The sequence below is a fragment of the Aquabacterium humicola genome, assembly GCF_030167915.1.
Lineage (GTDB): Bacteria > Pseudomonadota > Gammaproteobacteria > Burkholderiales > Burkholderiaceae_C > Pseudaquabacterium > Pseudaquabacterium humicola.
This window is the reverse complement of record NZ_JARGNB010000015.1, coordinates 1-20,132: the sequence shown is the minus strand read 5'-3', so window position 1 is coordinate 20,132 and position 20,132 is coordinate 1. Positions and strand designations below refer to the sequence as shown.

The 20,132-nt window shown below is 68.2% G+C and carries 20 protein-coding genes; 18 read left to right on the top strand and 2 right to left on the bottom strand.

Translation table 11 applies throughout. The annotated features are described in order from the left end of the window. Window positions 1-149: 149 nt before the first annotated feature. On the bottom strand, window positions 150-1,454 hold the full coding sequence (locus P1K89_RS32200) for an ImmA/IrrE family metallo-endopeptidase (RefSeq protein ID WP_284620637.1): 1,305 nt from the start codon (window positions 1,452-1,454) through the stop codon (window positions 150-152). A 492-nt stretch (window positions 1,455-1,946) separates the two neighbouring features. Further along, a complete protein-coding gene (locus P1K89_RS32195; RefSeq protein ID WP_284620636.1) occupies window positions 1,947-4,751 on the bottom strand; it encodes a tyrosinase family protein in 2,805 nt (934 codons plus the stop codon). Between the two features lie 338 nt (window positions 4,752-5,089). Between P1K89_RS32195 and P1K89_RS32190 the strand changes: the two genes are divergently transcribed. The 18 genes from P1K89_RS32190 (at window position 5,090) to P1K89_RS32105 (ending at window position 20,011) form a co-directional block, all read left to right on the top strand. Continuing rightward, on the top strand, window positions 5,090-5,524 hold the full coding sequence (locus P1K89_RS32190; protein WP_284620635.1) for a hypothetical protein: 435 nt from the start codon (window positions 5,090-5,092) through the stop codon (window positions 5,522-5,524). Between the two features lie 145 nt (window positions 5,525-5,669). Further along, window positions 5,670-6,206, top strand: a complete 537-nt coding sequence (locus tag P1K89_RS32185; RefSeq protein WP_284620634.1) for a lytic transglycosylase domain-containing protein — start codon at window positions 5,670-5,672, stop codon at window positions 6,204-6,206. Further along, complete coding sequence (locus P1K89_RS32180) at window positions 6,203-6,934, top strand: OmpA family protein (protein WP_284620633.1); 732 nt, start codon at window positions 6,203-6,205, stop codon at window positions 6,932-6,934. The genes P1K89_RS32185 and P1K89_RS32180 overlap by 4 nt, the downstream gene beginning before the upstream one ends. Before the next feature lie 109 nt (window positions 6,935-7,043). Beyond that, entirely contained in the window at window positions 7,044-7,403 is a 360-nt protein-coding gene (locus tag P1K89_RS32175) for a hypothetical protein (RefSeq protein ID WP_284620632.1), read from the top strand. 31 nt (window positions 7,404-7,434) lie between these two features. Continuing rightward, on the top strand, window positions 7,435-7,734 hold the full coding sequence (gene traL / locus P1K89_RS32170; protein ID WP_284620631.1) for a type IV conjugative transfer system protein TraL: 300 nt from the start codon (window positions 7,435-7,437) through the stop codon (window positions 7,732-7,734). A gap of 16 nt (window positions 7,735-7,750) precedes the next feature. Further along, a complete protein-coding gene (traE, locus tag P1K89_RS32165) occupies window positions 7,751-8,317 on the top strand; it encodes a type IV conjugative transfer system protein TraE (RefSeq protein WP_284620630.1) in 567 nt (188 codons plus the stop codon). Next, window positions 8,304-9,176, top strand: coding sequence for a type-F conjugative transfer system secretin TraK (locus P1K89_RS32160; protein WP_284620629.1), 873 nt, complete (start codon window positions 8,304-8,306; stop codon window positions 9,174-9,176). The genes traE and P1K89_RS32160 overlap by 14 nt, the downstream gene beginning before the upstream one ends. Beyond that, window positions 9,173-10,561 carry a TraB/TrbI/VirB10 family type IV secretion system protein gene (locus P1K89_RS32155; protein WP_284620628.1) on the top strand — a complete coding sequence of 463 codons (1,389 nt, stop codon included), beginning with the start codon at window positions 9,173-9,175 and terminating at the stop codon, window positions 10,559-10,561. Before P1K89_RS32160 ends, P1K89_RS32155 begins: the two co-directional genes overlap by 4 nt. Before the next feature lie 10 nt (window positions 10,562-10,571). Next, window positions 10,572-11,345 (top strand): DsbC family protein, encoded by a 774-nt coding sequence (locus P1K89_RS32150; RefSeq protein ID WP_284620627.1) that lies wholly within the window; start codon window positions 10,572-10,574, stop codon window positions 11,343-11,345. After that, complete coding sequence (locus tag P1K89_RS32145) at window positions 11,342-11,950, top strand: TraV family lipoprotein (RefSeq protein WP_284620626.1); 609 nt, start codon at window positions 11,342-11,344, stop codon at window positions 11,948-11,950. Before P1K89_RS32150 ends, P1K89_RS32145 begins: the two co-directional genes overlap by 4 nt. A 9-nt stretch (window positions 11,951-11,959) precedes the next feature. Next, on the top strand, window positions 11,960-14,533 hold the full coding sequence (gene traC, locus P1K89_RS32140) for a type IV secretion system protein TraC (RefSeq protein WP_284620625.1): 2,574 nt from the start codon (window positions 11,960-11,962) through the stop codon (window positions 14,531-14,533). Beyond that, on the top strand, window positions 14,530-14,886 hold the full coding sequence (locus tag P1K89_RS32135; RefSeq protein WP_284620624.1) for a hypothetical protein: 357 nt from the start codon (window positions 14,530-14,532) through the stop codon (window positions 14,884-14,886). The genes traC and P1K89_RS32135 overlap by 4 nt, the downstream gene beginning before the upstream one ends. Beyond that, on the top strand, window positions 14,883-15,509 hold the full coding sequence (gene traF, locus P1K89_RS32130; RefSeq protein WP_284620623.1) for a conjugative transfer signal peptidase TraF: 627 nt from the start codon (window positions 14,883-14,885) through the stop codon (window positions 15,507-15,509). Before P1K89_RS32135 ends, traF begins: the two co-directional genes overlap by 4 nt. An 18-nt stretch (window positions 15,510-15,527) precedes the next feature. Beyond that, complete coding sequence (locus P1K89_RS32125; protein ID WP_284620622.1) at window positions 15,528-15,914, top strand: hypothetical protein; 387 nt, start codon at window positions 15,528-15,530, stop codon at window positions 15,912-15,914. A gap of 11 nt (window positions 15,915-15,925) precedes the next feature. Beyond that, window positions 15,926-16,558, top strand: coding sequence for a type-F conjugative transfer system protein TraW (traW, locus tag P1K89_RS32120; RefSeq protein ID WP_284620621.1), 633 nt, complete (start codon window positions 15,926-15,928; stop codon window positions 16,556-16,558). Next, window positions 16,555-17,586 (top strand): conjugal transfer pilus assembly protein TraU, encoded by a 1,032-nt coding sequence (traU, locus tag P1K89_RS32115; protein WP_284620620.1) that lies wholly within the window; start codon window positions 16,555-16,557, stop codon window positions 17,584-17,586. Before traW ends, traU begins: the two co-directional genes overlap by 4 nt. 226 nt (window positions 17,587-17,812) lie before the next feature. Further along, complete coding sequence (gene trbC, locus P1K89_RS32110; RefSeq protein ID WP_284620619.1) at window positions 17,813-18,307, top strand: type-F conjugative transfer system pilin assembly protein TrbC; 495 nt, start codon at window positions 17,813-17,815, stop codon at window positions 18,305-18,307. A gap of 216 nt (window positions 18,308-18,523) precedes the next feature. After that, the gene (locus P1K89_RS32105; RefSeq protein ID WP_284620618.1) at window positions 18,524-20,011 is read left to right on the top strand and encodes a toll/interleukin-1 receptor domain-containing protein; all 1,488 of its coding nucleotides are present in this window, start codon (window positions 18,524-18,526) and stop codon (window positions 20,009-20,011) included. Window positions 20,012-20,132 lie beyond the last annotated feature (121 nt).

Here is a 20,132-nt window from a genome sequence, read left to right as displayed (position 1 = left end):
GCATACAGCAGGTCCTTTGAACGCGTCAGCGTCGCCCCGGCCTTCGTCTGTAGCTGCGACGCAAGAGTTGACTTCCCAGTACAAACCCTCCCAGACAGAACAACGGCTCTTGGCTTCATCTTCCCCCGTCTGCTTTTCCGTGTTAGGTCTCAAGGGCGTCTGTACACCGTGGTCGGCACGCCCTTGTCGACCAATTCCTCCGCGATCAGCTCGCGCACAACCTCCCAGCTTGCGCCGCCGTGACCCGTGCCCACGCGCGGCATGTGTACCGATGCGCCAATCGCCAGCGCCGTCTCTCGCACCTTTGCAAGGCAGTCTGCCAGCGCTGCGTAGCGCAAGCGAGTCTGGGCGGAGGGACCAATACCGCGCTGAGCGACCATGTGAGCGACCTGAACGTCATTCCCCAAGATGCCGAAGTACACCTGGCCAAGTCCGGGCGCCTGATTGCGGTCGAGGGTCTCGCGTTTGAACTCATCCCACACGGATTCGTGGCGCCGCCTGAGCTGGGATGCGAACCCGTTCCCACCCCATTTCGCCTTCGTGTCAGGCACCACATGGGCAATCAGCTTGGGGCCTGCACCCCGGGGCTGAAGAGCGTCGCCATCAACCTCCGTGATCTCTGGTGCGTGGTAGGCAGTTCCTTCGGCCGCGATGAGCAGGCCGACCACTCGGGGAACCAGGCCGCCGGGGTAGGGCGCCAAACCCACGCATTCAACCCGCAGCGGCTTGCCGGCCACCCATTCCTCCATACCGACCGCTGTGAAGCCAATCGCGTTAGCCTCTGCCACCGCACTTGTGACAGGGACCGCTTGGCCAACGGATATCGGGCAGTCATAGCCAAGCGCCGGGATCACATAGTCAACGCGGTAGGTCCCGTTGCGGTGGCTGGAGGCACAGAAGGCGGCACAGGGTGTGCGAGCCAGCTTGATGAGGCGGATGAGGCAAGCTTCTACCGAGACGTCGTACTCCTTTCGGATGTCCATCACCTTCTGGATGGACAGACGTTCGCCAGCGAGCTGCGTGAAGCTGCCCGACGGCATAAGCAGCTCGGCAGCGCCAATGTTGCACAGAACTTCAAGCTGCCAGTTGTCTGCAACTGCCGTCACGTCGCCGCCTCGATGCCTCACTCGCTCTGCGCAGTCCTGGAAGAGAGTGTGTGCGATCTCATGCGCAATCGAAAACCGAAGGCGACCGCGTGGGCGGGTTGGGTTGTACTCGAGTACCAGGCGGCCATCCCCTGGAACCAGGCGGGCATCCGGAATGTCCCCCCGAGCCTCCACCGCGATACCCTGCTGTTCGGCCAGGATCACCGGATCGAAGGGCGGGCCGCTCCAGCCCTCGTCCATCGCCTTCAGCGCCAGCGCTCTCGCTCGACCCTCCATCGCGGCCACAGGGTCCTCGGCTCCAGCAAAAGAGAGGACAGACTGGTTTGTCCACTTATACTTTTTCGACATGCGCAATCGTTTCCTGTCTCGGCCTGCGTTCGCGACCTGCTGGCCCGATTGTCCACGCGACTCTATGGTCCCGCGAGGACAAAGCTCCCCCACTACAGCTGATCACAACCGAGCAGCGGGCGACGCCTGCCTCTTGCGTATACTGTATGTATATACAGCCGTCAAAGCAATTCCAAGGCGGCTCCGAAGATCCGAATCGGCATCTACTGGACCCGCCCAGCGCGAGACCCTTAACCCCTTGCCTCCAAGGCCATGACATATCCACTTGCCCGCGCCCTGGGGGGCGCCCGGCTCCGAGATCGCCAACGCGGCGAAGGATGGCTCCTCGCCTGAGCTACTGCCCAGCGTGGAGAGGGCGTGGAGATGATCTGCGCGATCCATTCCTACCCGGATGCCCGGCGAACTGCTTAGGCATCGTCACCGTACCTCGGGCACGCGCGAGCGAACGGCGGCAACCGGCGCAAAGCGGGCTCCCCGCGCGCAACCCGAACTTCAGTCCTTCCGCTTGCCCGTGCTACGCGATGCGCCCGCCGCCTTCGGCGGCGTCCCTTGGGCGAGCACAGCGGCCGAAACGCTGAAGACCCGCGAGAACGGCTCCCCCTCCCCGCCGCCTGGGCCATGAACAGCCCCGCCTTGCCCGGTGCTGTGCCCACCGCCGTGCCCACCGGCCGCGGCCGTGCCCAACGGGTCGTAGGTGCCGCTCAACCAGACGCCCAGATGCACCACACCCGGAACGCCAAGCCCCTTGGCATGCACGTGCCACGGCCCGCCATGGTGCTGCACGAGGTTGGCGACCTGGTCCTTGGACGCACCGAGCGTGCGACTGCGCTTCTCCAACGTGGCCAGCACCCGGGCCGGGTCGAAGGGCAGGCCATCGGCAGCGTCGAGCTTCTGCTCGCGCGGCAGTGAGCTTGGCTTCATGCCGCCGAACAGCGCGGCCAGGTCGACGCTAGGCGACACCAGCCGTGCGGCGCTGTGGTGCACGGTGGCGACGCCACCCAGCGAGAGATCAACGAGCTCGAAGTTCAGGTCACCGCCAACGCCGGCAAGCACCTTGTCCGGCACGAGCGACAACCGCAACCGCGTGCGCGCGTAGATGTTGACCACCACGTCGCACGCGTCGGCGCCGCTGCGGTTGCTGCTCAAGGGCTGCGCGTCCAGCGCGTGGCGCGAGCGCCGCACAACGTTGCGCCGGGCGACACGCTTGTCCGGTGCCACGAGAAGTCGTGACCAGCGCGCCCCGCGCGCCGGCCCTGCTGCAACCGGGTAGAGCCAGTCCGCGATCTGGGGCATCACCATGCCATCGAAACGCCGCGCCTTGTACGCCACCATCAGCTGCCAGCCACCGACCCAGCAGTGTGCCGGCGCATTGCCTCGTCGAACGATCAGCGACAGCCGGCCCTCCGAGACGCTGGCGGTCACCTGCGGCGACGGGCAGCAGTGATCGCAGCCGTCGTGGTCATGACCACCTTCGTGATCGCCGTACAGCAGCACGCCGCCGGGGCCGTGGAGCTGGAAGCGCCAGTTGGCACTGTCGAAGTCCATGCCTTGCGCGGTGATCAGGAAGCCGTCGTCGGCCGAAGTGGCGCTGAAGTCGACGTGGCTGAACTCGCCGGCGAACATCTCGAGCACCGGGTCGGTCACCGGCGAGTAGCCGATCGCCGCGGCCAGCGCGCCGCCGAAGAACTTGTCGATCGTGCCTGCGTTCTCGCCGTGGAAGACCTGCTGCGTCGTCAGCGTGCGGCCCTTGGCGACCAGGCTCGCGATCGTGGCGTAGTCGACCTCGGCGCCGGTGCCGAAGCCCATCCCGAACACGGCAGTGCGCGCGAGCGAGCCATTGGGAATCGAACTGAGCGGCGCACCGCTCGTCAGCATGCCGTCGGTAAGCAGCGCCAGATAGCGCTGCTCGTCCGCGGGCACGCCGCCCGCCGGCGCGTCGACCAGCGTCGTGTTGATGTCCAGCAGCGCATCTGCCAGCGGCGTGCCACCAGCAGCGCCCAGGCCGGTCATCGCGGTCGTGAACCCGCTGGCACTGATCTGCGTGCCGGTCTTCACGAGCCCGTAGCCAGGCGCCGCGAAGACAGCCTCGAACAGATTGCCTGCCAGGCTGCGGAAGGTCTTCACGCCGGCGGTCACATACGCCTCGCCGCTGGCCCGTGCGTTCTCCGCGTCCTGCAGGAAGGCGGCGACGCCCCGCTTCGCGGCTTCCCACTTGCTCACGTCCGCTGCACCACTGGTCATGGGGTCGGGCGTGAGGCCGTTCATGCTGCCGGTGCGATCGAGTGCGATGCCGACGATCGGCATCGTGTCGTAGGTATACCCGAGCGCACGATGGTCCAGCGTGTCGACGTTGCGCTGCGCGCCGAGCGCGCTGTAGTCGGGCATCGCGATATTGCCCACCGTGACGTTCGTGCCGTATCCGGCCGTCGTACCCACCCAGGGGTACATCAGGTCATTGCGGTGGTGCTGCGACCTGCCGCCGGTACTGGGGTACTCGGTGGCGTGCCCATCGAGCTGCCACATCGCCCACAGGCGATCGATGTTGCAGTGGTGCAGGTAGAAGATCGGGTCGAAGGGTGAAGCGTCCGGGTGGCTCATGTGGCCGAGCGTCCCGCCGTTGTTCCCGCCGATCCAGCCGTGCATGCCGTTGTGCATCTGGTTCAGCGGCGAGATGCCGCTGCCGCTCTCCAGCGCAAGCTGATGGTCGCGGTAGTTGGTCTTGGCAAGCGCCTGGGCGATCTGGCCAAGCGTGGGCAGGTTGCTCAACGCGCCGGTGCTTCGCCGAAGCCCGCCTTGCCAGATCGAGCCGAACGCAGCCGGAAGTCGCCATCCGACCAGGCCTGCCGGCCACCACAACGGCGCCGCTGTCGGGTTGGTACCGGTGCCGGGTGCATCGATCGCGAAGTAGCCGCGCCGAACGACGCCCCCGGCACCGTTGTTCGGACCGAGAAAGGTGTCGGTCATGATCGGCGCGGGGTCCTGCCAGTCCCAGTAGGGCAGCATCACGCCGGGCACGTGGCGCTGCAGGTCGCGCTCGAAGACGAGCAGGAAGTAGCGGTGCCAGCTCAGGAAGCTGAAAGCACCGCTGCCACCGTGGCCGAAGTTGACACTGCCCGCACCCGGCGCGAATGCGTTCTGGATCATCTGGTGCTCGGCGACCAACTGATCCCATCGGCTGTACTGCTGCGCGGACGGCGCGCCGGGATTGATGATTTCCGCCTTGAGCATGACGCATGCGCGGACGAAGGCCTCGCGCTCGACGTCGGTCAGGAACTTGGCGTTCTTGCGCACTCCCATGGGGCCCTCCAGTGAAGCGAGGTCGCGGCCAGTCTGATCACTTGGCCCCCGCCGCACATCCTCACTGCTATGGATCGCGCCCTGCCCCCGGGGCTCGAGCGGCGATCCGCGCAAGGATCGAAGGGAACGCCCGGTCCTTGCCCACCCCAAGGGCGATACACCCCACACAACGCCGCCTTTCCGAACAGCCCGGATGAGCGGCCACTCCTAGCCTTGCGACATGCCGCTCAACAAGAGCTGCAACCAGATCCGAGGTAGGCACCATGCTCAGCACTGCTCCCCCCGTTCCCAGTCAGGACGCGTCCACGCCCCGAGGCCAGGACGCCCCCGACGACGACGTGCCCGAAACCATCGAGACCCGACTCTGGCAGGAAGAACACGAGTGGCTGTACGCCCTGCTTCGCAGCACCGCCAACGTGTCGCCCAGCTTCCGCTTCCCCGACCTGATCAGTGCCTGCGTCTCGCTGGTGTTCCTTCACGCCAACGCAGCCGACCGGATCTTCACGTTCCTGGGCACGCAACTGGTCCTGCGCCCGCAGCACACGCCGCGCCGGCGGGAGTCAATGTGGCGCAGCCAGTACGACCTGCTGCTCGCACTGCAGCGCTCGCCCGCCAACCGGCATCCACACCCGAACTTCCAGCTTGACCAGCTGACAACCGCCTGCGTGGCGCTGTGCCGCGAGCACGTGGACGCCGAGTCGCTGGTCCTCCGCCAGGCCCGCCTGAACATGGCCGAGCGTGCCACGCGCGCACGTCCGGCAAGACCGGGCTGATTCCTCCCAGCCTGCGACCCGGCTGCTCCCACCGAGGCGCAGGCCAGGCTCCAGACCAACCCGTGTAGGTCACCTCGCCGCCAAGTCAGGACCGCCTGCGTCCCGGTGACGAACGCCTGCGCCCCCAAACCAGATGAGCGTCCACATGCGACTGCTTCCTCCCTCCGGGATCCTTCAAGCGTTTCTCTGGCTCTCGAGCCAGGCCCATGCCTGCTGGGAGGCCGCCGCCCAGCGCTTCGGCGTCCCCGCAGACCTGCTCGTCGCGATCGCGAGCGTGGAATCGAGCCTCAACCCCACCGCTCTCAACCGGTCGGCGATGCATCGGACCGGCACCTATGACATCGGCCTCATGCAGGTCAACAGCTCGCACCTGACCAGACTCGGCGTCACCGAGCAGCAGCTGCTCGATCCCTGCACCAACATCCACGCCGGAGCCTGGGTGCTGGCCGATGCATTCAGGCGCCATGGCCGGACCTGGAACGCCGTCGGGGCCTACAACGCAGGCTGCCGCCGGCTGACGGCAGAAGCATGCCGTGCCCTGCGCGCGGACTACGCCTGGAAAGTCTTCCGGCACCTCTCCGCCCGTTCCCATGGGCCAACCACCGCGCCGCGGACCGGCCCGGTCTCGCCACCAGCCGCATCCCCGCCTCCGCCCACGATCACCGTGAGGGTGGCGCCATGAAGCATTCACTGCTGGCCTCGCTGCCCGCCCTGGGTGCCGCATTCGCGTACTGCTGCGTCGCCGGGTCCTGCACGACGACCCCGCAAGCCGACACCCATGCCGGACCGGCCAGCAGCCGCCCATCGGGGCAAGCGGTCCTGCGCGTCGTCCAGATCAACCATGGTCCCGACGCACGCTTCGAGACCTGCCTTCCGCCGGCGTGCCCTTCCGTAACGCCAAAGACGCTCGGCCCTGGCAACCATGCGATCGCGCCGCACCAGTCCGCAGCGCGCACGGCAGCGGCGACCCCGATCGCCACGCCGGGAGACTGGCCGGCGCATGTCAACCGGCCCGAACCCGAGCCTGCGCCACGCCCAGCGCAGCCGGTCCCAGCGCCCTCCACGATCAGGGAGCTCGCGGTGACGTTCGCATTTGGCAGCGCCACGCTGACCGCGACAGCACGCGCCTCGATCGACGAGGCGGTCACCGAGCCGGGTGTCGTCCGCCTGGCCATCCGGGGCCGAACCGACAGCACCGGACCCGCAGCCCTCAACCAGGCACTGGCCGCGAGCCGGGCACGCGCAGTCGAGGCGCATCTCCAGCGCGCCCACCCACGCCTCGCAGAGCTCGCAAGGACTGTCGACGCGAGCGGCGCCTGCTGCTACGTCGCGACCAACGACACAGCCGAAGGGCGCGCCCGCAACCGGCGGGTCGAGATCGACATCGAGCGAACGACCGACGACCCGTGACCTGCGTCCACCCAACCCACCTGCCACGACCTCGCCCAACCGGCCCACCCGACCTCCCACCCGACAGCCACCCGACATCAACGCCCACACCCATTCCATCGGAGGATCCATGACCACCGTCTTCGCAACCCCATCCGTCGCCAGCCCGCCCCAGGCAGCCCGCCGCGCCATCACCTGGCTGGGGCTCATCGGCGCCATGCTGCTGGGCCTGTGCATCGCCTTCCCCGGCCACGCACTCGACCTGGTGGCGTTCACCGGCGTGACGGGCCCGCTCACCTCGGCCCTCACCCAGATCGCCGCACTCGGCCCCGGCATCAAGGCCCTGGTCGGCTTCGTCGGCTTCGTCGTCGCGCTGATCTCGCTGGCCGCGCTGCGCAACTTCGGCCCGGTGCTCTTCTACGTGGGCCTGGCCATCTTCGCCGCCGTCGGCCTCGTGATCGCCGGCGCGATCATGGGCGCCGTCATCTGACGCGAGCGGCATTCCAGGACCCGGAGGCCGCATGCGCGCCAACACCTACATCCCGCGTCGTCTCGACGACCAGTGGAAGATCGGCTTCTGGGACCTCGACGTCGCCGCGCCCTTCCTGTTCAGCCTGTTCCTCGGCTACATGTCGGGCACCAAGCTGTCCTTCGCGCTGTGCGTGCTGGCCGGGTTGCTCGCCTCGCGCTGGATCGCGCGCACCAAGGCCGACAAGCACCCGGCCTTCGCGATGCACTGGGTGTACTGGCACCTGCCCACCAATCCCCTGACCACGCTGCGCGCGACCCCGCCGTCGCACCTGCGCCGCATGGTCGGCTGAGCCGCCGAGGACCACCATGGACTTCGACCGGCTCAACGGCGACCTGAAGGAGCTGCGCCGCCGCAACAGAGGGCTAGCGGCAACGATCGGCGCCCTGGCCGCAGGCCAGCTCGTAGCACTGGCCATCATCCTCAACCTGCTCGGCTCGCAGCGCACGCTGGTCGTGCCGCCCTCGATCAACAAGTCCTTCTGGGTCGAGCGCGACAAGGCCAGCAGCGAGTACCTGGAACAGATGGGCAGCTTCATCGCCTGGCTGGTGCTCGACGTGTCGCCCGCGTCCATCGACTGGAAGAAGGACATCCTGCTCGGCTACGTCGAGCCGGCGCAGCACGGCGAGCTCAAGACGCGCCAGGAGCTGGAGGCCTCGCGCCTGAAGCGCATCAACGCCAGCACGGCCTTCATGCCCCAGCAGCTCGTCCCGAGCGAGGAGGCCCAGAGCGTCGTCGTGCGCGGGCGCCTGCGCACGCTGGTCAACGGCCTCGAGACGGCCAACGACTCCAAGGCCTACCTGCTCGAGTTCAGCTACGCCGGCGCGCGCATGCACCTGAAGACCTTCAAGGAGATCCCCAATGCGGCCTCGTAGCCCGCTTCGCAGCCCGCTTCATCGATGGCATGCGCACGCGGCCTGGGCCGCCATCCTCGCGACGCCAGTCCACGCCCTGCAGGTCATCGACGTGCGAGACGGCGTCGCGGTGGAAGCCATCCTGTCCATCAAGGAGCCGACCCGCATCCGCATCGAAGGCGCGGCGATCACCGACGTCTTCGGCAACATCTACGCCACCAGTTGCGGAGGCACGGCGTCGACGAGTTCGACGACCGCTGCGCTACCCGGCCCGCCGACGCCTGCCGTCAACCCCGCTGGCGAAGTCGTGCTCGAGTGCGACCGCGACAAGGGCGAGATCTACGTCCGGCCGGTAGGCCACACGCCCGACGGAGGCGGCAAGCCGGTCAACCTCTTCATCTCATCGGCCCACGCGACCTACACGCTGGTCCTCAGGCGCTCGGACACGCCAGCCGACACCATCGTGCTGCGCGACAGGACGATGCCGCCCGCTTTGCCGGCCATGGCGGGAAGCCCGACCGCCAAGGCCCCCCTGGGCCCGTCGCCCAGCCACGTCCGCGCGATGAAGGCCCTGCTGGTCGCGATGGCCTCGGACCGCGCGCTACCGGACATCCGCGTCGAGGAGATCTTCCAGCCGGTGCAGCTCTGGTCCGAGGCGCGCTTCGCGCTCGCGAGCCGGTTCGTGGGACGCGGGCTCGTCGGCGAGCGCTATTCGCTCACGAACATCTCCTCGTCGCCGATGGTGCTCGCCGAGCAGGAGTTCGACCGGCCGGACGGGCCCGACGGCGACCAGGTCCTCGGCGTCGCGATCGAACACCACAACCTGCGCCCCGGCGACAGCACCAGCGTCTACGTGATCCGCCGCAGAGGTCCGAGATGAACGGCCCGCTCGACCGGCCACTGTCCGGCCTGCGCGACTCGCTGCGCGACCTGCGCGAGCGGCTGTCGCCCCGGCAGCGCCAGTTCGCGATGCTGGGGTGCCTCCTGTTCGCGGGCATCGGCCTGCTGTGGTTCGTCCTCGCATCCGGTGAACAACCGGCGGGGGCCAAGCCCGACAGGAACCTCGGCGGCCCACCCAGCGCGGTCACCAACATCGGCGTGATGCCGCCGGGCCAGCAAGTCAACCCGGTCGACCAGTGGGTCGGCACCGCTGGCAGCAAGCTCGCGCAGTACGAGGCCGAGCGCGAGGAACAGGGCCGCCTCAACAAGGACCGCCAGGCCTTCGAGGCGCGAACGATGCAGCGCTTCGCCGAGCTCGAACAGCGGCTGACGTCGACCTCCCAGGCCGCCGCGAGTCCTCAGCAGCAATCGGTACCAAGCTCGCCGGTGCCGCCATTGCCAGCACCGCCCATGCCGCCTGCGGCCGCACTGCCGCAACCGCCCATGCATCCTGCACCCGGTGCCATGCCGCCGGGCACGCCCGGCGCAGTGCTGCCACCAGCGCCTGCGCTGCCCACGGCCCCCGTGCTGACGCGCATCCGCGTGAGCGAACGAAGCAAGGCCGCCGACGCGCCGCAAGCCCAGCCCGGCACCGCGGCCCCGATCCCGAATCCGGATGCGCGCTCGGTCTCGACCTTCCTGCCCGTCAGCTTCACGCGCGGCCTGCTGCTCGGCGGCCTCGATGCCCCGACAGGCGGCCAGGCGCAAAGCAACCCGCAGCCGGTCCTGATCGTGCTCTCCGACAACTCGGTCCTGCCCAACCGCTTCCGGGCCGAGTACCGCGACTGCTTCGTGATCGCGGCCGGATACGGCGACATCAGCTCCGAGCGCGCCTACCTTCGCACCGAGAGCCTGTCCTGCGTGCGCGCCGACGGCGCGACGCTGGAGGTGAAGATCCAGGGCAGCGTCTACGGGGACGACGGCAAGGTCGGCATGAGGGGCCGGCTCGTCACCAAGCAGGGCCAGATGCTCGCCAACGCATTGCTCGCCGGCATCGTCGGCGGCATCGGTCAGGGCGTCTCCAGCGCCTCGACGACCACCAGCACCTCGCCCCTCGGCACCATCGCCAGCGCCAGCGGAGCAGATGCCTTCCGCTCAGGCGTCGGCAGCGGGGTCGGCAAGGCGCTCGACCGCCTGGCCAGCTACTACATCAAGCTCGCCGAGAACACCTTCCCCGTCATCGAGGTCGACGCCGGCCGCGAGGTCGACGTCGTCATCACGAAGGGCGTGCGCATCGACGTGCCTATGGCCACGTCCGGCGGAGACGCCACCGACGCGCCCTCCCGCCACCGTCTCGAGGAGCCAAGCGATGACAACGAGTACTGATCGCGATGCGGTGCTGCGCATCGCACGCCCCCTGCTGCTCGGCGCAGTGCTGCTCGCCAGCCTTCCATCGGCGCTGGCGGGCAAGCCCGACGAGACCCGCCTGCTCGAGCGGGTGCGGCGTGCACATCCCGGAACGCAGTTCACCGGCGTCGGCCGCTCCCCCATCGACGGCGTCTACGAGGTGTGGATGGGCGGCAACGTCGCCTACGTCACCGCCAGGAACCCGCGCTACTTCCTCTTCGGCCGCGTCTTCGACACGCAGACGATGCAAGACCTGACCGGCCCGAAGCTCGCCGCAAGGACAACCGCCGCTTCGCCGTCCGCCGCCGCCTCTCCAGCATTGGTCGCCTTCGACGACCTGCCGCTTGCCGACGCCCTGAAGACAGTGCGCGGCAACGGCCAGCGCAAGGTCGCCGTCTTCAGCGATCCCGGCTGCCCCTACTGCAGGCGCCTCGAGGCCGAACTTGGGGTGCTCGAGGACGTGACCATCCACACCTTCCTGGTGCCATTCCAGGGCAGCGAGCTGCCGACCGGGATCTGGTGCGCAAGCGACAGGGACAAGGCATGGCAGCGCTACATGCTCGACGGCGACATGACCCACCTGGCCAGCCAGCCCTGCGACCACCCGCTCGAGCGCAACCTCGCGCTCGCCCGCCGCCTGGGCATCCAGGGCACGCCGACCCTCATCTGGGGCGACGGCAGCCGCACCGACGGCTACGTCGGGCGGGAGGTCCTGCAGGAGCGCCTTGCACGCCCGTCGGCGGCACCTGGGGTGCGGCCATGACCCGGCGGATCTCCACGCCGGTGGCCGCGGGCGCGCTGCTCGGCGCCGCGCTCGCAGGCTGCACGAGCATGTCGGGCGTCGGCGGCAGTCCGGACTATGGATGCAAGGCACCCCAAGGCGTCACGTGCGAATCCGTCTCCGGCACCTACGCCAACGCGTCGCAGCACAAGCTGCCGAGCCAGCGCAAGGCATCGGACCGGCCCGCCACAGGAGCTGCCCAGCAAGCCCCTGGAGCGGCCTCCAGCGCCACGATCCCCCGCGTCGCGGGGGTAGCCCCCACGCCGGTCGCCCTGCGCTCCTCGCCGCGCATCCTGCGCCTGTGGTTCAAGCCCTGGGAGGACGCCGATCACGACCTCCATGACCAGGGCTACGTCTACGTGCAGATCGACGCGGGCCGGTGGCAGGTCGAGCACGTGCAGCGGCACATCCGCGATGCCCATGCCCCGGTGAAGGCACCCCCGCGAGCCGCTGCAGGCGCCAACGACTCGTCGCCATTCCCGCCGAACGCGAAGAGCCCTGCCCGTCCCGACCTGCCCCTGCCTGCCAGGCCGATGCCCGCCGAGCCGAGGGCGCGCGGCGACACCGACGGCGACACCGACAAATAGGCGGCCGCGATGACCACCCACCTTTCGCCACCGCGCGCAGCCGGACACGCCAGGCCCCCCGCCCTGTTCGGCCTCGGCCAGGCCTTCGACTCGCCGGCCGAGCAGTTCGCCTCCTGGCTGCCCTATTCCGCCTACCTGCCTGGCGAGCAGCTCTTCGTCAACCGCGACAGCCTGGGCTACATGCTCGAGCTGATGCCGCAGTCGGGCGCCGACGACCGCATGGCCGAGGTGCTCGTCTCGCTGTATGCCAACTGCCCGCCCGGCACCGGCCTGCAGTTCCACCTGTTCGGCTCGCCGCACATCCGCGAGCTGCTGCGCCGCTACGCCAACCTCCGCGTCGAGGACACGGACCAGGCCGAGAAGGCGGCGCACTGGGGACGTCCGGCCCGCAACGACAACCTCTTCCGGCGCCTGGCGCGGCAGCGCGTGGGCCACCTGCTGCAAGGCGCCCAGCAATCGCTGACGACGGGCTTCCACTACACCGTGCGCGACTTCCGGCTGATGCTCAGCGTCAGCCTGCCGGGCGACGCCGATGACCTGCGCCGCCGCGACGAGGTCCTGACCTTGCGCGACTCGATGGCCTCGACGCTGCGCTCGGCATTGCTGCCCAACCAGGTCTGCGACGCCGCCGCACTGATCAACTGGTGCGCGCTCTTCACCAACCCCGACCGCATCCTGCCCACCAGCACGTTCGGCGACGCGCCCAGCCTGCACTACGACGACGGCCGCGAGATCCGCGACCAGATCATCGACTTCGACACCATCCAGGACGCATTGCCAGGGGGCCTGCGCCTGTGGAAGGAGAGCAGCCCCCAGGTGCTCGAGGCGCACTTCTACTCGATCAAGAGCTTCCCGGAGCACTTCGCGCTCTGGCAGATGGGCTCGCTGATCGGCGACCTGATGCAGCCTGCGTTGCAATACACCGCGCCCTTCCTGCTGACCATGGGCGCGCACGTGCTCGACCCCAACGTCACGAAGTCGGTCGTCACCGCCAATCACGTCCGGGCGACGCAGAACGCCAGGAGCAGGATGGCCGACGTCATGCCCGATGTGGGCAAGAAGCTGCAGGACTGGAGCGCTGCGGCCGACGCCATCGACACGGGCGGCAGCCTGGTGAGCCTGTACCACCAGCTCGCGCTCTTCTCGACGCCGGAGCGCGCCACCTCCGCGCACGAGACCGCGCAGGCGATCTGGCGCGGCCGCGGATTCCAACTCAACGCTGACACCTACATGCACCGGCAGGCGCTCATCGCGAGCCTGCCGATGACGCTGTCCGGGCGCTTCCACCGGGATCTCGCCAAGATGCGCCGCGTCTCCCGCAAGACGATGGCCAATGCCATCCACCTGGCGCCGCTGATCGCCGAGTGGCGCGGCACGCGCACGCCGGCCCTGGTCTTCGGCGGGCGCCGCGGACAGTTGATGAGCCTGGACCTGTTCGACAACGACCTGGGCAATCCCAACTGCGCCATCATCGGCGCCCCCGGCTCGGGCAAGTCGGTGCTGATGAACGAGATGGCGTGGTCCTACCGCGCCATCGATGCCAAGGTCTGGATGCTGGACCTGGGCCGCTCCTTCGAGCGGCTCTGCCGCAAGGCCAAGGGCACCTACATCGAGTTCAGGTCCGACGTCGACATCTGCCTGAACCCGTTCTCCCGCATCCGCGACATCCACGAGGACATCGACATGCTGGTGCCGGCCATCTCGAAGATGGCCTCGATGTCGCGGCCGCTCGACGAGGTCCAGTACAAGGCCATCTCCGCGATGGTGCTGCAGCTGTTCAAGGCGCATGGCAACGACCTGACGATCACCGCGCTGCGCGACGCCTTCAAGACCGGCACGATCGAGGAGCTCGGCGTGCGGGACGACGCGCGCATCCGCGACCTCGCGGTGATGCTCAACCCCTACGCGCGCGGGGGCCAGTACGAGCGCTTCTTCGAGGGCCGCTGCAACGTCGACTTCGACAACGACTTCATCGTCATCGAGAACGAGGAGCTCAAGCGCCGGCCCGACCTGCATGCGGTGGTCAACATCCTGCTGCTGCACCAGATCACGGGCGAGATGTACCTCACCCGCAACCGGCGCAAGCTGCTCTTCATCGACGAACTGAAGCAGCAGCTCGGCGACATCGGCGCCAACGACCCGGTCAAGGCCGCGGTCGTCGAGGAGGCCGCCCGTCGCGCCCGCAAGTACGGCGGCTCGCTCTGCACGGCCACCCAGAGCGCCGACGACTACTACGGCTCCGCGCAGATGGAGGCCGCCTTCAACTGCTCGGACTGGGTCTTCCTCCTCCGCCAGAAGCCCGAGTCGATCGAGATGCTCGACCGCAAGGGGCGCCTCTCGATGGACGAGCCGAAGAAGCGCCTGCTGAACTCGCTGCGAACGGAGCCCGGCGTCTTCTCCGAGGTGTACATCTCGTCGCCCATCGGCGAAGGTGTCGCCCGCAACATCCTGGACCCGGCGACGCACCTGCTCTTCTCGAACAAGCTGGAGGACAACGCGCCGCTCGACGAGATGCGCGCGCAGGGCCTCGGCATCGATGACGCGATCGCGGAGCTCCTGCGCCGCCGGGGGATACAGGCATGAAGGCGAACCTGATGCAGGCCGTCGTCAGCCTGCTCGTCACGCTTGCCACGCTGACGGCCTACCACGAGCTCGTCGTCCGGCCGAGCCAGCGCATCGGCATCGTGGATGTCGGCGAGGTCTACCGGAAGCAGGAAGAAGAGTTCGCGAAGCTGCTGACGCGTTCCGCGTCAGCGGGCGAGCGAGAGCGCGCCTACGCGATGGCCAAGGCCTTCTCGCGGCAGCTGCCGCTTGCGCTCGAGGAGCTGCCACGCGACTGCGACTGCCTGGTCGTGCTCCGGAACGCAGTGGCAGCGCCATCGCCCAGGACGGTGGACCTGACCTCGCACCTGCAACGGAAGCTGGAGGCAAGATGAACGCATCCCTGTTCCCCTGCCGTAGCTCAACGCCTGCGGACGAGACACCGGTCGTGCATGAGCACGGTGGGCTGCTCGGCGCGCAGCACGGGCCGAATCGCCGGCTGCCGGAGTTCATCCGGCACGTCCGCCGGCGGTGGTACCTCCACCTTCCGATCCTTGCCATCTGGGCACTGGCCTACGTCCGGGTCTTCGTCGATCCTTCTCCGCAGGTTCCATTGCTCTTCAACTGGACCGGAAGCCTTCCCTGCCACGTCGCCTGGCGCCAGGCCGGCCCGCGCACCGTCCAGCGCGGCGACTACATCGTCTTCGCGTTCGACGGCGAGGCGCGCAGGGACTACCCCGGGCTCGCCGGCCAGCCGTTCTTCAAGATCGTTCGTGGCGTGCCGGGTGACACGATCACCGTGAGCGAGCGCGTGGTCTCCATCAACGGCACCGAGGTCGGCCGCGCCAAGACCCACGCAGCCGACCGGCGTGCGCTCGAGCCCATCGAGCCGACAGTGATACCGCCCGGCCACTACTACGTGCAGGGCACCGACGCCGACTCGTTCGACTCCCGCTACCGCAGCAGCGGCCTGGTCCGCGCCGACCAGGTGCTGGCGTCGGTCGTGCCATTGCTCTGACACCGGCGCGAGCCCGCCATGACCGATCCGTCGCCACGCACGAAGCAGTACGCAGGCGCCTCCACGCCTTGTCCCGCAAGGAGGACGTTCGTCTGCTGTTCCGCCCTTGTACTGGCCACCTCGACTGCTGGTGGCCAAGCCGCGGACGTCCGGGTGCTCGACTACCTCGCACTGCTCGAACGCATCGCTCCGGCAGCAGGGACAGGCGCCAGGGCCTACGTGCATGCATTCAGCGTGCGCTGCGGTCGCGCGATGGCGGCCGCCGAGCTCCGGCGCGCGATGTCCGAAGGAGATGGCGAGCCGGTCCTGATGGCCATGATCCGCGCAAGCGAGCTGCGCGGCGGACAGGACATCGAGCGCCTGAAGGCACTCGTCCCTTGCCCAAGGCGCGAGCAGAGGCCATGAGAGCCGCGACCATGCTCGAGATGAAGCGGCAGCTGGCCGTCCTCGGGGCCCTGGCGATCCATCTCGCGCCGGCCGCCGCGATCGACCTGGGCACGCTGGGCCCGACCTACCCCATCGCCGAGCCCCACCTGCTGGAGATGATCCAGCAGCGCCTGCGGGACAAGGAGCGCTCGGGCGAGCTCCAGCGACTGATGGAAGCTGCCCGCAGCCGCGGCGCAGCCGCCGTGCGGCGACCACCAGCGGTTCCCGGCCTGAAGCCGACGCAGGCGCCCCGCACGTACTACCTCGACCCCACCTTCACGCTCGACCGCAACATCGTCGATGCACAGGGCCGCCTGATGTTCGCGGCGGGAACGCGCAAGAACCCGCTGGAGATCGTGTCGCTGTCCAGGCGACTGCTGTTCTTCGACGGCCGGGACGTCCGCCAGGTCGAACGCGCCCGCCAGTTGACGCTCGAGCCCGGGTCGAAGGTCAAGCTCATCCTGACCGGCGGCTCCTACCTGGATCTCATGAAGGCCTGGAAGGTCCCCGTCTACTTCGACCAGCACGGGCTCCTTGTTCGCCGGTTCGGCATTCGCCAGGTGCCAGCGATCGTGTCGCAGGAAGGGCTCCGCCTGCGCATCGACGAGGTGCTCGTGCCATGAAGCTCGATCCCAACTCAAGGCGGACCTGGCTCGCCGCCCTCCTCCTCGGCCTGGTCCTCTCGACTGCACCATCGCACGCGGCCGACAGCCTGACCTGCACCGGCCGCTTCCCGAACCCGATCACCGAGATCTGCTGGAGCTGCATCCTGCCCATCACGATCGGGGGTGCCCAGGTCGCCAACTTCGGCGGGCAGGAAGACATCGCGAACCCCTCGAAGCTGGTCTGCAGTTGCGGCGTCAACCCGACGATAGGCCTGGCGATCGGGTTCTGGGAGCCCGCCCGCCACGTCGAGGTGGTGCGCAAGCCCTTCTGCCTGGTCTCGCTCGGCGGCATCGACCTGGACCCGGGCATCCCCGCGCCCGCCGCGGCCCGCTTCACCCGTGCCGAAGGCGATGGCGACGGCGGCAGCTTCTACCAGGCGCACTTCTACGTGAACCCAGTGCTCTACTGGCTCGAGGTGGTGACCGACTTCCCCTGCCTGGAGCGCGGCTCGTTCGACCTCGCCTACATGACGGAGGTCGATCCGCTCTGGAACGACGACGAGCTGACGCTCATCCTGAATCCGGAAGCGGTCCTCTTCGCCAACCCGGTCGCCGTCGCCGCCTGCGCGGCGGACTGCGTCGCTGCCACGGCCGGCTTCGGCATCGCCGAGATGTTCTGGTGCGCCGGCTGCCAGGGCGGGCTCTATCCGATCGACGGCCACGTGCCGTACCACATGGGAGGCGTCCGAACCGCCGCACTCATCGCCCAGAGGCTGACAGCCAAGATGCACCGCGAACTGCTCGCCTGGGGATGGCACGGCGAACCGGGCCTGTGCGGCCCGTATTTCCTGCCAGCGATGGACAAGACCGCCTACAAGACCCAGCTCACTTACCCGGTGCCCAATACCGAGAAGGACGGCGGCCGGTGCTGCCAGCCCTTCGGGCGCAGCACGATCACCTGGGGCGCAGGCAAGGAGTACCCGGCCCGCGGCGAGGACTTCGCCTTCATGCTCTTCCGCAAGAGGAACTGCTGTGTCGGCTACTGACACTGCTCGCTCGGCTCGCAGCTTCCGCTCTGGGATAGCCGCCGCTGCGGCACTGCTGCAAGTGCAGTTCGCAGCGGCGCAGCCTGTCATCACGGAAGCAGACACCGAGCGCTCTCGCCAGCGGCATCGGACGCCTCCTGAGGCCACTGCTTCACGCGCCGCTACAACGCCCACGCCACGGCTCGATGCCTTGCCCCGACCACTGTCCGATCCGTCCAACCCCGGCATGGACCTCGAGGCAATCTCCCGAGGATTCGCGCAGCATGGCAACGAGGCCGGGCTGCCCGGCGAGAGAGCGACGCTCCTCGTCTTCGTCAGCTTCGCGATGCCGGATGCGACCCTCAGCCGCCTGGTCGACCAGGTGAGCAAGGCGCGAGGCACCCTCGTGCTGCGCGGCTTGGTCAACGGCTCCGTTCGCGAGACGGCTGCGCGCGTCAGGGACCTGCTTGGTACCCGTCGGGTTCCAGTCCAGGTCGACCCTCAGGCCTTCGATCGCCATTCAGTCGTGCGCACACCCTCCTTCGTGCTCGCCTCCGGCGTGGATGCGTCAAAGCCCTGTCCGGTGGACAGGTGCCCGGCGAACAAGCCATTCCTCCTTGCCTCCGGCGATGTCAGCCTAGGCTATGCGCTGCGCCACATGGCCAGTCGCGCTCCGGCCTCGGCGTCGGCGCTTCGCCGGGAAGCCGCTGCCATCCTCCATCGCCTGGGGGAGGCACCGTGACACCACCCGGGGTACAAGGTCCGGTCGTCCCGCAGCAGAGTGTCGCTGATCGAAGATCCGCTTCCCATGGTCTGGCGGTCCCGCGTGCACCGACGTCCTGGAAAGCGAGGCCGGGTAGCATCTTCGATAGGTCGCTGTCGTCGACAGCCCAGCACGGATGGGTACATCGCCCGCCGTACCCAAGCCTTTCGTCATGCATCCAACGGAGCGCTGGCCATGCGGTTTCTTCGCTCTCCCGAAGGCCCTGCAGGAGTGCGAAGGAGAGTCGCCGGGTGGCTGCGACGCACGCTGCATCTCCCGTACACGCGATGGCAGCAGCTCTTCGGGTTTGACTTCTTCATCTCCTACTCGCGCCGCGAGGCTACCGCGTACGCCGTGGCGCTGGAGAAGGCACTCGCGCAGGCAGGCTTCAAGTGCTTTCTCGACCGTGAGGAGTTCAGCGCCGGCGATGAACTGCGGGCAGCCACCGAAGCGCACCTGGAGAACAGTTCGGCCCTGATCCTGGTTGCGACGCCGCTGGCGCTGACCTCCCCCTACGTTCAGCACGAAGTCGAGTACTTCCTCTCGCTGAAGCGACCGGTCATTCCGCTCAGCATCGGCGAGGCTGTGGAAAACGCTGTTCCGGACAGCCTCATTGCCAAGTCCCTGCGGAACCTGATCTGGATTCCGGAGGCTGCCGACCAGTTGCCGACAGGTCCCTCGGACAGCACAGTGAAGGCGGTCGTCCAGGCCGTCGCCATCACTCGCCGATCAGCCAGGCGCCTGCGGACCTTCGCAACGCTGAGCGTGTTCCTGTTTGGCCTGGCCGTGGCGGCCGGGTACTTCGCAGTCGCCGAAAGCAGCGCGCGCGAACTGGCGGAGCGACGCAGCCGCGTGGCCACATCGCAGCGCCTGGCCAGCGAGGCACGCCTTGAACTCCAGGGCAGCGCCCCCCGCAGCCTGGCCCTCGCCGTCGAGAGCGTCAAGGTCACCAACGATGCCGGGGAGCCGACTCTCGGCGTGTCCGAGGAGGCGCTTCGGGAGATCCTGGCAGCGACCGGAGGCGTGCAGGCGGCAACTCACGAGGGCGGCATCGAGGCTATCGCGGCAAGTCCTGATGGCCTGCACATCGCGAGTGGAGGCGCCGACCGAGTGCTGAGGATCGGCGACATCCACAACCCGAGTTCCGCTCCGCAGGAGGTTCGCGTTCACGGCGAACCCATAACCGCCATCGCCTTCAGCAAGGATGGAAAGTGGCTCGCAAGCGGCAGCGAGGACCACACGGTGGTGCTGCTCGACCGGTCAGGCGAGGCTGCGGGCGCGGCACCGCGAACACTTCGCTGCCACTCTGGCGGCATCACCAAGCTTGTGATCAGCGACGACAGTCGTTGGCTCGCTTCGGCAAGCTTCAACGACGGAACCGTGTGCGTGTGGGACCTGGCGGCCCCTGCCGAGTCGTCCAAGCCCGTGACGCTCTCTCTCCACAAGAACTCACGCTCATCGTCCACGCCGACCATCGCATTCAGTCCTGACAGCCGGTGGCTGATGACGGGGTTTCGCCACGATCCCTTCGGACGGCTGTGGCGCACCGGCAAGTCGTTGGAGAGTCGACAGAGCTATGCGTTGCCGGGACACGCCGAAGGCGTGGTGTCGGCAGCATTCACGCCGGACTCCGCCTCGGTCCTGACGGCGGACATCGACGGTTCACTGCGGCAGTGGTCGTAAGCGATCGAGCAACCACGTCCTTGATTCCCGCGAAGGCAACTGAGAGCCTACGAACCCATGTACCTTACGTGGGATCGTTATGTCAGAGGCTTTCGATACTGAGGACCTGGCCAAGCGACTG

Bases quoted from the DNA above. Each gene is read 5' to 3' on its own strand.
- P1K89_RS32200 (WP_284620637.1), bottom strand. From the start codon at position 1,454: ATGTCGAAAAAGTATAAGTGGACAAACCAGTCTGTCCTCTCTTTTGCT.
- P1K89_RS32195 (WP_284620636.1), bottom strand. From the start codon at position 4,751: ATGGGAGTGCGCAAGAACGCCAAGTTCCTGACCGACGTCGAGCGCGAG.
- P1K89_RS32185 (WP_284620634.1), top strand. From the start codon at position 5,670: ATGCGACTGCTTCCTCCCTCCGGGATCCTTCAAGCGTTTCTCTGGCTC.
- P1K89_RS32180 (WP_284620633.1), top strand. From the start codon at position 6,203: ATGAAGCATTCACTGCTGGCCTCGCTGCCCGCCCTGGGTGCCGCATTC.
- P1K89_RS32175 (WP_284620632.1), top strand. From the start codon at position 7,044: ATGACCACCGTCTTCGCAACCCCATCCGTCGCCAGCCCGCCCCAGGCA.
- traL (WP_284620631.1), top strand. From the start codon at position 7,435: ATGCGCGCCAACACCTACATCCCGCGTCGTCTCGACGACCAGTGGAAG.
- traE (WP_284620630.1), top strand. From the start codon at position 7,751: ATGGACTTCGACCGGCTCAACGGCGACCTGAAGGAGCTGCGCCGCCGC.
- P1K89_RS32160 (WP_284620629.1), top strand. From the start codon at position 8,304: ATGCGGCCTCGTAGCCCGCTTCGCAGCCCGCTTCATCGATGGCATGCG.
- P1K89_RS32155 (WP_284620628.1), top strand. From the start codon at position 9,173: ATGAACGGCCCGCTCGACCGGCCACTGTCCGGCCTGCGCGACTCGCTG.
- P1K89_RS32145 (WP_284620626.1), top strand. From the start codon at position 11,342: ATGACCCGGCGGATCTCCACGCCGGTGGCCGCGGGCGCGCTGCTCGGC.
- traC (WP_284620625.1), top strand. From the start codon at position 11,960: ATGACCACCCACCTTTCGCCACCGCGCGCAGCCGGACACGCCAGGCCC.
- P1K89_RS32135 (WP_284620624.1), top strand. From the start codon at position 14,530: ATGAAGGCGAACCTGATGCAGGCCGTCGTCAGCCTGCTCGTCACGCTT.
- traF (WP_284620623.1), top strand. From the start codon at position 14,883: ATGAACGCATCCCTGTTCCCCTGCCGTAGCTCAACGCCTGCGGACGAG.
- P1K89_RS32125 (WP_284620622.1), top strand. From the start codon at position 15,528: ATGACCGATCCGTCGCCACGCACGAAGCAGTACGCAGGCGCCTCCACG.
- traW (WP_284620621.1), top strand. From the start codon at position 15,926: ATGCTCGAGATGAAGCGGCAGCTGGCCGTCCTCGGGGCCCTGGCGATC.
- traU (WP_284620620.1), top strand. From the start codon at position 16,555: ATGAAGCTCGATCCCAACTCAAGGCGGACCTGGCTCGCCGCCCTCCTC.
- trbC (WP_284620619.1), top strand. From the start codon at position 17,813: ATGGACCTCGAGGCAATCTCCCGAGGATTCGCGCAGCATGGCAACGAG.
- P1K89_RS32105 (WP_284620618.1), top strand. From the start codon at position 18,524: ATGCGGTTTCTTCGCTCTCCCGAAGGCCCTGCAGGAGTGCGAAGGAGA.